11 protein-coding genes are annotated in these 13,732 nt (G+C 63.7%); 8 read left to right on the forward strand and 3 right to left on the reverse strand.

Translation table 11 applies throughout. The features are described from left to right. The 8 genes from ACQ4WY_RS22845 to ACQ4WY_RS22880 all read left to right on the forward strand — a co-directional run bounded on the left by ACQ4WY_RS22845 (position 1) and on the right by ACQ4WY_RS22880 (position 10,558). The gene (locus ACQ4WY_RS22845; protein WP_436506043.1) at positions 1-1,638 is read left to right on the forward strand and encodes an alpha-amylase family glycosyl hydrolase; all 1,638 of its coding nucleotides are present in this window, start codon (positions 1-3) and stop codon (positions 1,636-1,638) included. 88 nt (positions 1,639-1,726) lie between these two features. Continuing rightward, positions 1,727-2,812 (forward strand): ABC transporter ATP-binding protein, encoded by a 1,086-nt coding sequence (locus tag ACQ4WY_RS22850; RefSeq protein ID WP_070259173.1) that lies wholly within the window; start codon positions 1,727-1,729, stop codon positions 2,810-2,812. A 99-nt stretch (positions 2,813-2,911) separates the two neighbouring features. Beyond that, complete coding sequence (gene malE / locus ACQ4WY_RS22855) at positions 2,912-4,132, forward strand: maltose/maltodextrin ABC transporter substrate-binding protein MalE (RefSeq protein WP_436506044.1); 1,221 nt, start codon at positions 2,912-2,914, stop codon at positions 4,130-4,132. A 93-nt stretch (positions 4,133-4,225) separates the two neighbouring features. Beyond that, positions 4,226-5,737 (forward strand): maltose ABC transporter permease MalF, encoded by a 1,512-nt coding sequence (malF, locus tag ACQ4WY_RS22860; RefSeq protein WP_436506045.1) that lies wholly within the window; start codon positions 4,226-4,228, stop codon positions 5,735-5,737. A 10-nt stretch (positions 5,738-5,747) separates the two neighbouring features. Beyond that, positions 5,748-6,638, forward strand: a complete 891-nt coding sequence (gene malG / locus ACQ4WY_RS22865; protein WP_353657849.1) for a maltose ABC transporter permease MalG — start codon at positions 5,748-5,750, stop codon at positions 6,636-6,638. After that, on the forward strand, positions 6,596-8,269 hold the full coding sequence (locus ACQ4WY_RS22870; protein WP_436506046.1) for an alpha-amylase family glycosyl hydrolase: 1,674 nt from the start codon (positions 6,596-6,598) through the stop codon (positions 8,267-8,269). The genes malG and ACQ4WY_RS22870 overlap by 43 nt, the downstream gene beginning before the upstream one ends. Next, the gene (locus tag ACQ4WY_RS22875) at positions 8,266-9,177 is read left to right on the forward strand and encodes a carbohydrate kinase family protein (protein WP_436506047.1); all 912 of its coding nucleotides are present in this window, start codon (positions 8,266-8,268) and stop codon (positions 9,175-9,177) included. Before ACQ4WY_RS22870 ends, ACQ4WY_RS22875 begins: the two co-directional genes overlap by 4 nt. A gap of 94 nt (positions 9,178-9,271) precedes the next feature. Next, positions 9,272-10,558, forward strand: a complete 1,287-nt coding sequence (locus ACQ4WY_RS22880) for an O-acetylhomoserine aminocarboxypropyltransferase/cysteine synthase family protein (RefSeq protein WP_353657852.1) — start codon at positions 9,272-9,274, stop codon at positions 10,556-10,558. A gap of 184 nt (positions 10,559-10,742) precedes the next feature. On the opposite strand, the gene ACQ4WY_RS22885 is transcribed toward ACQ4WY_RS22880, so the two are convergent. From ACQ4WY_RS22885 to ACQ4WY_RS22895, 3 genes are read right to left on the reverse strand one after another with little or no spacing between them, the layout of a single operon-like run. Then, the gene (locus ACQ4WY_RS22885; protein ID WP_436506048.1) at positions 10,743-11,777 is read right to left on the reverse strand and encodes an AAA family ATPase; all 1,035 of its coding nucleotides are present in this window, start codon (positions 11,775-11,777) and stop codon (positions 10,743-10,745) included. Further along, positions 11,774-13,141, reverse strand: coding sequence for a phenylacetate--CoA ligase family protein (locus ACQ4WY_RS22890; RefSeq protein ID WP_436506049.1), 1,368 nt, complete (start codon positions 13,139-13,141; stop codon positions 11,774-11,776). Before ACQ4WY_RS22890 ends, ACQ4WY_RS22885 begins: the two co-directional genes overlap by 4 nt. Beyond that, entirely contained in the window at positions 13,138-13,731 is a 594-nt protein-coding gene (locus ACQ4WY_RS22895) for a hypothetical protein (protein ID WP_436506050.1), read from the reverse strand. The genes ACQ4WY_RS22890 and ACQ4WY_RS22895 overlap by 4 nt, the downstream gene beginning before the upstream one ends. Position 13,732 lies beyond the last annotated feature (1 nt).

Here is a 13,732-nt window from a genome sequence, read left to right on the forward strand (position 1 = left end):
ATGCCGACCATTCAGAACAATCTCGCCCACCTGCCCGCCGACTGGTGGCGCAGCGCCGTCATCTACCAGGTATATCCACGCAGCTTCCTCGACAGCAATGGCGACGGCATCGGCGACTTGCCCGGCATTACCTCCAAGCTCGACTACATCGCCGCCCTGGGTGCAGATATCGTCTGGATCTCGCCCTTCTTCACGTCGCCGATGAAAGACTTCGGCTACGACGTGGCCGACTTTTGCGACGTCGATCCCATGTTTGGTAGCTTGGCCGATTTCGACCGCCTGGTGGCGCGCGCCCATGAACTGGGCTTGAAAGTGATGATCGACCAGGTGCTGTCGCACTCGTCCGACAACCACCCGTGGTTCGTGGAAAGCCGCTCCAGCCGCGACAATGCCAAGGCCGACTGGTATGTGTGGGCCGACCAGAAACCGGACGGCACGGCGCCGAATAACTGGCTGTCCGTGTTCGGCGGTTCCGCGTGGCAATGGGAGCCGCGCCGCGGCCAGTACTACCTGCACGATTTCCTCGCCAGCCAGCCCGACCTGAACTTCCATAACCCGGACGTGCAGCAGGCGCAACTGGACAACCTGCGTTTCTGGCTGGAACGCGGCGTCGATGGTTTCCGCTTCGATTCCTGCAACTTCCCGTATCACGACCAGCTGCTGCGCGACAACCCGCCAGCCGCGCAGCGCGACGCGAGCAGCGTGTCGGCCATCAACCCCTACGGCATGCAAGCGCACGTGTACGACAAGACGCAGCCGGAAAACATCGCCTACCTGCAGCGCGTACGCGCCGTGCTCGATGAATACCAGGCCATTTCCATCGGCGAAGTGGGCGACGACAATGCGCTGGCCACCATGGCCGCCTACACGGGCGCCGACAAGCTGCACATGGCTTACAGTTTCAACTTGCTGACGGCGGAATTTTCGGCCGCGCACATCCGCACGCAAGTCGAGGAATTCGAGGCCCAGGTGGCCGACGGCTGGGCTTCCTGGTCCGTGGGCAACCACGACAGCGTGCGCGTCATGACGCGCTGGGGCGGCGAGAACCCGTCGCCATCGCTGGCCAAGGTGGTGCTGGCCGTGCAGGCGGCACTGAAAGGCACGCCGTGCCTGTACCAGGGCGACGAGCTGGCCCTGACGGAAGCGGACATTCCTTTCGAGGCGCTGCAAGACCCGTACGGCATCCCGTTCTGGCCACAGTTCAAGGGCCGCGACGGCTGCCGCACGCCGATGCCGTGGGTGGCCGATGCGCCGCATGGCGGCTTCAGCAGTACCACACCGTGGTTGCCCGTGCCGCCCGAACACCTCGCGCGCGCCGTCAACGTGGAACAGGACGATGCCGCGTCGCCGCTGCGCTTTGCGCAGAATATCCTCGCCTGGCGCCGTACCCTGCCGCAATTGCTGCGCGGCGACATCGTCTTCTTCGATGCACCGGAGCCCGTGCTGGCCCTGCGCCGCGACTTGCCTGGCCAACCGTCCGTACTGGCCGCCTTCAATCTGGGCACGGAAGCGGTCACGTTCGCCTGGCCCGATGCGGCGCCAGCGGCCGACCTGGCCGGTCACGGCTTGCCAGGTAACAAAGATGGCCAACAGATCAGCCTGCCCCCGCATGGCGGCTGGTTCGGCACCTTGGCGTAAATCGCAGGCTTTGGCGGGCATGCCGCCAATTACAATAACGAGCCCCGCGCATCAGCGGGGCCGAATTGACAGATTGAGGACGACAGACATGGCTGGACTGAAGTTAACAGGCCTGAAGAAGGCATATGGCGACGTGCAAACCCTGCACGGCATCGACCTGGAGATCGCCGATGGCGAATTCATGGTCTTCGTGGGCCCATCGGGTTGCGGCAAATCCACCTTGCTGCGCAGCATCTGCGGCCTGGAAGAAATCAGCGGCGGCGACTTATTCATCGGCAAGACGCGCATGAACGACGTGCCGCCCGCCAAGCGGGGCATCGCCATGGTGTTCCAGAGCTACGCCTTGTACCCGCACATGAGCGTGGCGCAAAACATGGCGTTTGGCCTGAAACTGGCCGGCATGAGCAAGGTGCAGATTGCCGACGCCGTGCAGCGCGCCGCGCAGATCCTGCGCATCGAACCTTTGCTGGAACGCAAACCAAAAGACTTGTCGGGCGGCCAGCGTCAGCGCGTGGCCATCGGCCGCGCCATCGTGCGCAAACCCGACGTCTTCCTGTTCGACGAACCGCTGTCGAATCTCGATGCTTCCCTGCGCGTGCAGATGCGCATCGAACTGGCGAATCTGCACCGCGAATTGCGCTCGACCATGATTTACGTCACGCATGACCAGGTCGAAGCGATGACCCTGGCCGACCGCATCGTCGTGCTCAACGCGGGCCGCATCGAGCAAGTGGGCGCGCCCCTGGAGTTGTACCACCATCCCGCCAATCTGTTCGTGGCCGGCTTCCTCGGTTCGCCCCGCATGAACTTCCTCAAAGGCAAGATCCACAGCTACGCCGACGGCGTGGCCACCATCGCCACCAACGCGGGCGGCATGCTGCAGGCAGTCCTGACGCAGCCGCTGGCCAGCGGCACGCCCGTCACCGTCGGCGCGCGCCCCGAACATGTGCAGGCGTGCGCGCCCGGCGCCACTGCCGCCATCACAGCCACCGTGCAGGCGGTGGAAAAACTGGGCGACATCAGCTATCTGTATGTGCAGGTACCGGGCGGCGACGAACCGCTGGTGGTGCGCGCCGATGCGGAAACGGACTGGGCCATTGGCCAGAGCGTGGCGCTGCAAGTGGCGCCCGCCCGCGTCCACGTGTTCGACGAGCATGGCCAGACCCGTACCTGACACCCGGCTTTAAGGGGCCAGGCGCTACAGGCGCCGCCTGGCCTGGTTGTATCGTTTCAGCCTTGATACTTAACATAAAAAAAGACACTGGAGATTGACATGTCCTTCACATACCCGAAACGCAGCTTCATCAAAACCACCCTGATCGCCGCCGCCCTGGGCGGCATCGGCAACCTGGCCGCCGTCAGCATGGCAAACGCGGCCGAAGCAGGCACCCTCTTGATCTGGATCAATGGCGACAAAGGCTACAAGGGCCTGGCCAAGGTCGGCGAGGAATTCACCAAGAAAACGGGCATCAAGGTCGTCGTCGAGCACCCGGAAGATGCACCAAACAAATTCCAGCAAGCGGCCGCCGCCGGCAAGGGCCCGGACATCTGGATCTGGCCGCATGACCGCATCGGCACCTGGATCGACGCCGGCTTGCTGCAACCATTGACGCCAAGCAAGGAAGCGCGCGCCGCCATCCTGCCGCTGGCCTGGAACGCCTTCACGGTGGGCGGCAAGACCTGGGGCTACCCGATCTCCATCGAAGCCGTCGCCCTCGTCTACAACAAGGACCTGGTGCCGAACCCGCCGAAAACCTTCGAGGAAATCGCCGCGCTGGACAAAAAATTATCTGCCCAAGGTAAAAAAGCCATCCTGTGGGATTACACGAACACCTATTTCACATGGCCTTTGCTGGGCGCGGGCGGCGGCTTCCCGTTTGAAGTCAAGGCCGATGGCCGCTACGATGCGGCCAAGACGGGCGTCAACAATGCCGGCTCGCAAGCAGGCGTAAATGCGCTGATGACCCTGATCAACAGCGGCGCCATGCCGAAGGGCGCCGGCTACGCGGAAATGGAAGCGGGCTTCAACCAGGGCAAGATCGCCATGATGATCAACGGCCCATGGTCGTGGGACAACGCACGCAAATCGAAGATCAACTTTGGCGTGGCAACCATCCCTACCGTCGCCGGCAAGGCGGCCACGCCATTCGTGGGCGTGCTGGGAGCGATGATTTCGAAAGCCAGCCCGAACAAGGACCTGGCCACGGAATTCCTGGAAAACCAGATGCTGCAGCTGAATGGCCTGAAAACCATCAACGCCGACGTCCCGCTGGGCACGCCAGCGAACAAGGTGCTGTTCGCGGAATTGAAAGCCAATCCGAACATCCAGGCGACGATGGAAAGCGCCCAAGCGGGCCGCCCGATGCCAAACAATCCGGAAATGGGCCGCTTCTGGTCGTCGATGCAATCGGCGCTGGAAAACATCACGCAAGGCCGCCAGACGACCAAGGATGGCCTGGACGCGGCGGCGAAGCGGATCACGACGGCGAATTAAGTCATCTCTAGGGGCTTGCCCCTGCGGGACCGGCATGCGCGCCCTGGCGCGCATGCCCCCCAGGTCTTTCACCATCTTCACAGGTATCCCATCGTGCGCAAGTTTATCGGCCCTACGGTATTGACCATCAGCATGGCGCTGGGTCTGTATCTGCTCTTCATGTTGTACATTTCCGGCCAGACCATGCTGGCCGCCGTTTTCCTCGGCTTGCTGACCTTGACGACGTTCGTTTTCACGTCGCCGCGCGCCTATGCCTACCGTTATCTGTTTCCCGGCATCATGGCGGTGATCGTTTTCGTGCTGCTGCCGATGGTGTACACGGTGTCGATCGGCTTTACCAATTTCAGTTCGCGCAACCTGCTCACCTACGAGCGGGCCACGCAATACCTGCTCGACGAGACGCAGCGCGTGGAAAGCGCCGGCTATGCCATGACCGTGCATGCCGACAACAAGGAATACCGCTTGCGCCTGGAAAGCCCGGACACAGGTGAAGTGCTGCTGACGCAGCCGCTGGCCCTCAAGCGCGCCGTGCCCCTGAACGTGGAAGTGGCGCCGCTCGATCCCGTGCAGGCGCCCGTGCTGGCCCCGCCGCTGCCCATCAAGGACATCATCGCCCTGCAAAAGGATTTGAAGCTGCTCACCCTCGTGCTGCCGAACAAGATCGAGCTGCGCATGGTGGGCTTGCGCGAATTCGGCCCCGTCGCGCATGTCTACAAGCAATTGCCCGACCAAACCCTGAAGAAAATCGCCACGGGCGAATTGGTCAAACCGAACTTCAAGACGGGCTTTTATGAAATGCCGGATGGCACGAAACTGGAGCCGGGTTTCAAGGTCAACGTGGGCTTCGCCAACTTCGTGAAGATTTTCTCCGATGAAGCGTTCCGCGGCCCCTTCCTGCGCATTTTCGTCTGGACCATCGTCTTCGCCCTGATCAGCGTGGCCACCACGACGGGCCTGGGCATGGTGCTGGCCGTGCTGCTGAACTGGGATGCGCTGCGCTTCCGCGGCTTGTACCGCACCCTGCTGTTCCTGCCGTACGCCGTGCCGGGCTTCATTTCCATCCTCGTCTTCAAGGGCTTGTTCAATAACAACTTTGGCGAAATCAACCTCGTTCTAGACGCCCTGTTCGGCATCAAGCCCGCCTGGTTCTCGGACACCACTCTGGCCAAGGCCATGATCCTGATCGTCAACACCTGGCTGGGCTACCCCTACATGATGGTGGTGTGCATGGGCTTGATCAAGGCGATCCCGTCGGACTTGTACGAAGCTTCGGCCCTGGCCGGCGCGGGACCGCTGACGAATTTCTTCAAGATCACCCTGCCGTTGATCATCAAGCCGCTCACGCCCTTGATGGTGGCCAGCCTGGGTTTCAACTTCAATAATTTCGTGCTGATCAGTTTGCTGACGGGCGGGCGTCCCGATTTCCTCGACACGACGCTGCCTGCCGGCACGACGGACTTGCTGGTGTCCTATACCTACCGCATCGCGTTCGAGGATTCGGGCCAGAACTTTGGCTTGGCCGCCGCCATCTCGACCCTGATCTTCTTCCTCGTGGCCGCGATTTCGCTGGTCAACATGCGCCTGACGCGCATGAATAAAGCATAAAGGACAGACCATGGCTATCGTTGTCGACCGTTCCAACCGCTGGCGCATCCTGGCGGCCCACGTCGCCGTGATCGCGCTGATCGCGCTGGTGATGTTCCCCTTCCTGATGATTTTGTCGATCTCCCTGCGGCCCGGCAATTTCGCCTCGGGCAGCCTGATACCGCCCGAAATCAGCTTCGAGCACTGGCGCTTGGCGCTGGGCATGTCTTACCAGGCGCCCAACGGCACCCTGGTCGAACCGGACTTCCCCGTGCTGCTGTGGTTGTGGAATTCCATCAAGGTGGCCAGCATGAGCGCCACCGTCACCGTGCTGCTGTCGACCACTTGCGCATATGCGTTCGCGCGCATGCAATTCCGCTTCAAGTCGCAAACCCTGTCCGCGCTGATGCTGCTGCAGATGTTCCCCGCCGTGCTGGCCCTGGTGGCCATCTACGCCATCTTCGATGTGCTGGGCAGCTACGTGCCATGGCTGGGCATCGACCACCACGGCAGCCTGGTGCTGGCCTACACGGGCGGCATCGCCCTGCATATCTGGACCATCAAGGGCTACTATCAAACCATCCCCGTCGAGATCGAAGAAGCGGCCAAGGTCGACGGCGCCACGCAGTGGCAAGCGTTCATCTACGTGCTGCTGCCGATGACGGTGCCCATTCTGATGGTGGTGTTCCTGCTGTCCTTCATCGGCGCCATCATCGAATACCCGATCGCCTCCGTGCTGCTGCATGAACAGAACAACCTGACCCTGGCCGTCGGTTCGAAGCTGTTCCTGTACGAGCAAAAATACCTGTGGGGCGACTTCGCCGCGGCAGCCATCTTGTCCGGCTTGCCCATCACGGCCGTATTCCTGCTGGCACAAAAATGGATGATCTCCGGCCTGACGGCTGGCGGCGTGAAGGGCTGACCATGCGCAGCCCCCTGACTACGCTGGCCGCCCTGCTCCTGTGCGCTTCGGCGCAGGCAGGGAGCTTCGCTGAAAATCCCATCGTTTACTTTGCCGTGACGGACCGTTTCGCCAACGGCAATCCCGGCAACGACCACAGTTATGGCCGCGCCGCCGACCCGCAAGGCGGCGACGCGGGCAGTTTTCACGGCGGCGACATCGCTGGCATCACACAGCAACTCAAAGCCGGCTACTTCCGCGACCTGGGCGTCAACGCCCTGTGGATTACGGCGCCGTATGAACAGATCCACGGCTGGGTGGTGGGCGGCAAGCAGCAATTCCAGCACTATGCCTACCACGGCTACTGGGCGCTCGACTACACGACCATGGATGCCAACATGGGCACGCGCGAAGAATTGCGCGAGATGATAGACGCGGCCCACGCGCAAGGCATCCGCGTGCTGTTCGACGTGGTGCTGAACCATCCCGGTTACGCGGACTTGCGCACCCTGGCGCAATACAAGGTGCCTGTGCTGTGGCCGGGCCATGAAAAGGCCGTGCTGCGCGACTATCACAGCTTCATCGACTACAACAACTTTGAATTCAAGCAGTGGTGGGGCCCGGACTGGGTGCGCGCGGGCTTGCCCGGCTATACCGACGGCGGCAAGGATGATTTCACCATGCAGCTGGCCTACCTGCCCGACTTCCGCACGGAAAGCGGCAAGGCCGTGGGCTTGCCGCCTATCCTGCAGCGCAAGGCCGACACGCGCGCCGTCGCCCTGCCCGACACCACCGTGCGCGCCTACCTGGTCCACTGGCTGGCCGACTGGGTGCGCGAATTCGGCGTCGACGGTTTCAGGGCCGACACCGTCAAGCATGTGGAGCCGGCCAGCTGGCTGGCCCTGCGCGCGGCCGCCACCGATGCACTGAAAGACTGGAAGGCGCGCCATCCCGAGCAGAAAATCGACGACGCGCCATTCTGGATGACGGGCGAAGCGTGGGGCCACGGCCCCGAGCGCAGCAGCTGGCATGACGCCGGTTTCGACTCGATGATCAATTTCGACTTTCAAAACCGCGCGGCCGACGACTGGAAAAGCATCGATGGCGTGTACCGCCAATACGCGGGCTTGCTGGGAAAAAGTCCCCGCTACGACATCCTGTCGTACATCTCCTCGCACGACACCAGCCTGTTCCCGCGCGAGCGGCTGAAACATGGCTTGTCCGCCCTGCTGCTGGCGCCGGGTGGCGTGCAGCTGTTCTATGGCGATGAAAGCGCGCGCCCGCCTGGCGCCGCGCCCGTCGGCGACGAGCAGCAAGCCACACGCTCCGACATGAACTGGACAAGCATGGATGCCGCCACCCTGGCGCATGCGCGCAAGCTGGGCCAGTTCCGCCTGCGCCACCCTGCCCTGGCACGAGGCGAGCATCGCTTGATCGATGAAAAACCGTATGCGTTCGCCCGCGTGATGCAGGATGACGCCGTCATCGCCGTGCCCGAGGCGCAAGGCGCGCTCGTACTGAAAGTGCACGGCGTGTTCACCGACGGCACCAGTGTGCGCGACGCCTACACCAATCAAACCTACATCGTCAAAGATGGCGCCGTCGCGGTGAACGCGGCCGGCACCGTCCTGCTGGAGAAAGCTGCACCATGAGTACCTATGACATTTTAGTGGTCGGCGGCGCCGGCATCGACACAATAGTGCGCGTCCCTTCCCTGCAATTGCCCGTGGCCGATTCCGTGCACGTGCCGCCCATCCACGACTATGTGGCGCACACGGGCAATGGCGTGGCGCTGGGCTGCCATGCGCTGGGCTTGCGCTGCAAGTTCATCGACTTCATCGGCGACGATGCGCAAGGCGCGGCCATCCTGCAGCGCTATAAAGATGCAAGACTCGACTTTTCACATCTCGTCGAACCCTCGGGCACGCGGCGCAGCGTCAATCTGGTCGACCCGCAAGGGCGCAGACTGTCGTTATACGACGGTCGCCATCCGGCAGACGTGCGCATGCCGCCCAACTTCTACCTGCCCTACCTGGGCCCGGCCCGCCACGCGCACTTTTCCATCATGGGCTGGGTGGCCGAGCTGTTCGACGATGCGCAAGTATGCGGCACCACGGTGTCGACCGACCTGCACGACTGGGATGGCGTCAACCCGCACCACAGGACATTCGCGCTGCGCGCCGACCTGGTCTTCCTGAGCACGGCCGCACTGGGCGAACGCATGGAGTCCGTCATGCGCGCAATTGTTTCGGAAGGCCGCGCGCAAGCCGTGGTGGCCATGGCCGGAGCGGACGGCGCCTACCTGCTGGAACGGGGCAGCGCGTCCATGCGCCACTATCTGACGGCAGGCTTGAAATTGCCCGTGGTGGACACGAATGGCGCCGGCGATTCGTTTGTCGCCGCCTTCCTGCACGCCTGGCTGGGCGATGCAGGCCTGGACACTGCCATGCGCCGCGGCGCCATCGGCGGCGCGTTTGCCTGCGCCCAGCGCGGCACGCATGAACGGTTTATCGGGCTGGCAGAGCTGCATGACTTATATCAAGACAGCACTAGCTTATGACTTAATATTCTATCAAGCGTAGCATCGAGCTAACGGGCGCATGGCACAATGGCTGCGGATTTCACCATCGCAGACCATTCGAACCGGAGACCACATGAGAATCGAAACCCTGGCCGTGCACGCCGGCTACACCCCCGACCCGACCACCAAGGCCGCCGCCGTCCCCATCTACCAGACGGTGGCCTACGCCTTCGACAATGCCCAGCATGGCGCCGACCTGTTCGACCTGAAGGTCGCCGGCAATATCTACACACGCATCATGAACCCCACGCAGGACGTGCTGGAAAAGCGGGTCGCGGCGCTGGAAGGCGGCGTGGCCGCGCTGGCCGTCGCCTCGGGCATGGCGGCGATCACCTACGCGATCCAGACGATCGCCGAAGCGGGCGACAATTTCATCTCCGCCAGCCAGCTGTATGGCGGCACCTACAACCTGTTTGCCCACACCCTGCCGCAGATCGGCATCGAAGTGCGCTTCGCCGATGCGCGCCAGCCCGAGACCTTCGCCGCCCTGATCGATGCGCGCACCAAGGCCATCTTCTGCGAATCGATCGGCAACCCACTGGGCAATGTCACCGATGTAGCGAAACTGGCCGAAATCGCGCACGCGCACGGCATCCCGCTGATCGTCGATAACACGGTGCCCAGCCCCTATTTATTCCGCCCCATCGAGCACGGCGCCGACATCGTCGTCCATTCGCTGACCAAATACCTGGGCGGCCACGGCACCACCGTGGGCGGCGCCATCGTCGACAGCGGCAAGTTCCCATGGGCCGAACACAAGGAACGCTTCAAGCGCCTGAACGAACCGGACGTGTCGTATCACGGCGTCGTCTACACGGAAGCGTTCGGCCCCGCCGCCTTCATCGGCCGCGCCAGAGTCGTCCCGCTGCGTAATATGGGCGCGGCGATTTCGCCTTTGAGCGCCTTCCAGCTGATCCAGGGCATCGAGACCCTGGCCCTGCGCATGGACCGCATCTGCGACAACACGCTGGCCCTGGCCAAACACCTGAAACAGCATCCGAAAGTCGCGTGGGTCAACTACGCAGGCCTGGAAGACCACCCGGACCACGCGCTGGTGAAAAAATACATGAACGGCCGCGCCTCGGGCATCCTGTCCTTCGGCCTGAAACTGGCCGCCGGCGAGGATCCACGCGCGGCCGGCGCCCGCGTGCTCGACGCCCTGCAGCTGTTCACGCGCCTGGTCAATATCGGCGACGCCAAGTCGCTGGCCACCCACCCGGCCTCCACCACGCACCGCCAGCTCAATCCCGAAGAACTGGCCAAGGCGGGCGTGTCCGAAGACATGCTGCGCCTGTCCGTGGGCATCGAGCATATCGACGACTTGCGCGAAGATCTGGAACAGGCCTTGAACGCGGCCTGAGGACCTGCCTCAAGCCGCCCGCAGGGGTCTTCATGCCATCATCGACGGCATGAATTCCCCTACCTGTTGCCATGCGCCTGCGCCGGCAAGATAGCAATCCGGATCAGGCAATGCGCAATGCCGGGACGAGCGCCAGTGCTTCGAGCGCTACTCCGCCGCCACGGCGATGGACCCGGCCACCGCATCATGCGGCCGCCAACACTTGTGCCACCTGTTTGACCCTCTCGGCCACCGAACCTGACACATTGACAAAAGCGATCCCTCGCCGCGCCAGCTCGGCCTGATACCAGGCATGCTGGCGCGCACGGAAATCCTCGTCGCGGCGCGTGCCGTCCTGGATGAACGGGAAATCGGGGGCGCACAGCAGCACCAGGTCGTAGCGGTGTTCGGCCAGCTGCGCCAGTTCCTGCTCGGCCCTGCCGAACATCTCGACGCAGTAAAAATACGTCGTCATGGGCGATGTATCGCAAAAAAGCCAGCGCCGTGCAGCCAATAGCGCCTGCGCTTCGCGCCGCAGCTGTTCCCGGCCGATCTTCAGCAAATCATCATAGGCCAGCACGCCATCCTGGCTTTCCCACAGTTCGCGGCCATATTCAGCCACCCATTCCGTCTCGAAATGCCGCGCCAGCGCCTGCGTCAAGGTCGTCTTGCCGCTCGATTCGCCACCGAGCACGCACACGCGCATGACGAAATCGGCGCGCACGATGGGTGACAGGAAGGCGCTGTGCGCATGCGGGTCTTGCCGCACCCTGGTGCCCGATACGGGCACCACAGTTCTCGCCTGGTCCACGCTCATGTGCGCCACCGGCCCGCTTGCAAAATGGCGTTCCAGCACCCGCGCAAAGCCAGGACCGTAATCCTCGCTGGTGAAGACGGCATCGACGGGCAAGTCCAGCAGCGTCCAGCACAGCCAGCCCATGAAGTGGCGGTGCTCGTCGCCATCGGCGTCGTTGTGCGGCAGCACGCGCGCCGGCATGCCGCGCGCCGCACACAGGGCGGCCAGGCGCGCATCGTCCAGCACGACGATCACAGCCTGGGGAAATTCCGCCCGCAACCACCGTTCCCGGCGCGCCGGTTCCAGGCCGGGAAATTCGGGCTTGGTGTAGCTGACCAGCAGCAGCTCTTCGCAGGCCTCCTGCGCACGATTGATCAACAGTTCGTGGCCCTTGTGCAGCGGGCAAAATTTGCCCACCACGAGGCCGCGTTTATAAAGGTTCATGCTGCTGCTTCCTGCAAATCCGAGGTGTATTGAATGATCTTGTCTTCCGCCAGTAAAGTCTCGACCGTAATGGCGCCGAAAAAGGGCGCCAGCAAGGCGCGCGCCTGATCGGCTTGCGGCATGGCGCCCGGCGCCAGGCGCAGCGCAATGCCGCCATCGCCATGCTGGTGCACGCCGAACAGGGCGATGGCCAGCGGTTTCAAGGCATGCGTGATGTCGATATTGTTGATCCATTCGCCCTTGATCGTCTTGTAGCGCAAGGGGCTGCGGCCGGCCAGGCCCACCAGTACAGGGCCGTGCGGGCCATGCGCGAGCGAGGCGTAATCGCCCGTGCGATAGCGCACAAGCGGCAGGCAAAAATTGAAGCCGCCCGTCACGGTGATTTCGCCGCGTCCCCCATCCGGCACGGGCTGGCCCGCACTATCGAGGATTTCCACGTACAGCCGGTGCTGCAGCAGCACGTGGCCACCCGCCTGTTCGTCGTAGACGGCAACCGGTCCCACTTCATTGAGCGAATAGATGTCGAGCACGGGACAGTCGAAGCGTTGTTCCAGGCGCGCGCGCATACCGGGCAATAGCATCATCGAGACGGACAGCAGCGCGGCCGGCTTGTGCGTCATGGGCAGGGTCAGCAACTCGGCAAACGAGATGGGGTCGCCCGCGATCAGCTCGGGCGCCATGGCGTCCACGTAGCGCGCGCGGTCGCCAGGGTCGCGCCAGTCGTCCGGATGCAGGTTGATCTTCGCCAGGCCCGATTCGTTCATCGTGGGTGTGACGGAAACGTAGGTAAAGCAGCGGCGCTGATACCCCAGCAGCATGACGCCCACCTGCCCCGCGCCATGGCGCAGGGTGACGCCGAAGCGGCGCAGCGCGCGCTTGTGGAAGGCCAGGTAGCGCCCCGCCACCAGCGGGTGCGAAGCGATCAGCAGCGGATGGCCCGTGGTGCCCGTCGTCTGGAAATTGATCATGCGCGCCAGGTCCGCATCGTCGGGCACGAAGGCAGCGATATCGTGCGCCAGTTCGGCGCGGCTGATGGGCGCCACGTCGGCAAGGCGGGCGGGCGGCGAACCGCAGGCGCGGTAATGCGGCACCGTGGCGTAGACCGTTTTGAGAAAATCCGCCAGCCAGGGCGGCGGCGCGGCATCGCTCCAGCCGATCGCCGCCTCCATGACTTCCTGCTCATAGGCGCGCAGCGCCGCCACTTCCCCGGCCTGCAGCTTGTTGCCGCTGCGGTTGCGATAAACGGGCGCCGCAGGATGGCTGCGCAGTTTTTCCAGCATGCGCGCGCCCGTTTGCGTCAGGGTGGGACAGTAGTCGCGGTCCGATTCCCAGGCGCCGCCAGGCAGATTGACGTCCACGCTCATTCGCGCGACCACTTGTCGGCCGATTCCTCGGCCGCCTTTTTCGCCAACGCCTCGCGGATTTCCCGCGCGCGCTGTTCGGCCAGCCGGCTCGCTTCGAGCAGGCGCCGGCGCTCCGTACCGCTGATGGCGGACAATCTGTCCGTAGCCTGCGCCACGCTTTCGTCGCGCGGCCGAAATCCCAGGCGCGCCAGCACGATACGCGCCAGTTCCTCGCGCCGCTCGGGGTCTTGCGTAAACTGGTGGGCGGGCGTGGCGGCGGCCAGTTCGCGCGCCGCCTCACCCAGCAACTGCAATAAATCGTGCTGCGGCAGCTGCTGCCCGGTAAACCAGTCGTCGGCCAGCAGCCAGCACAGGATCATGGCCAGCGCCAGCCGGTTGCGGTCCGCCTTCACTTGCGCGCCGATAAAACCCTGCAGTGACGCGGCCGGGGCGCGCGCGCCATGCAGCAGCAGGATGTCGTTGACCAGCGCGGCAACCGCCACCGCCTGCGCATTGGCGACGCCGACGATACGGGGCTCGGCGAGGAATTCGACGGGCGTGTCGGCCAGGCGGTGGGTCAGGGTTTCGAGGTGGGGACCGGGAGTGTGCATA

It is taken from the genome of Janthinobacterium salmonicoloratum (assembly GCF_051380845.1).
Taxonomy (GTDB): domain Bacteria; phylum Pseudomonadota; class Gammaproteobacteria; order Burkholderiales; family Burkholderiaceae_D; genus Janthinobacterium; species Janthinobacterium lividum_F.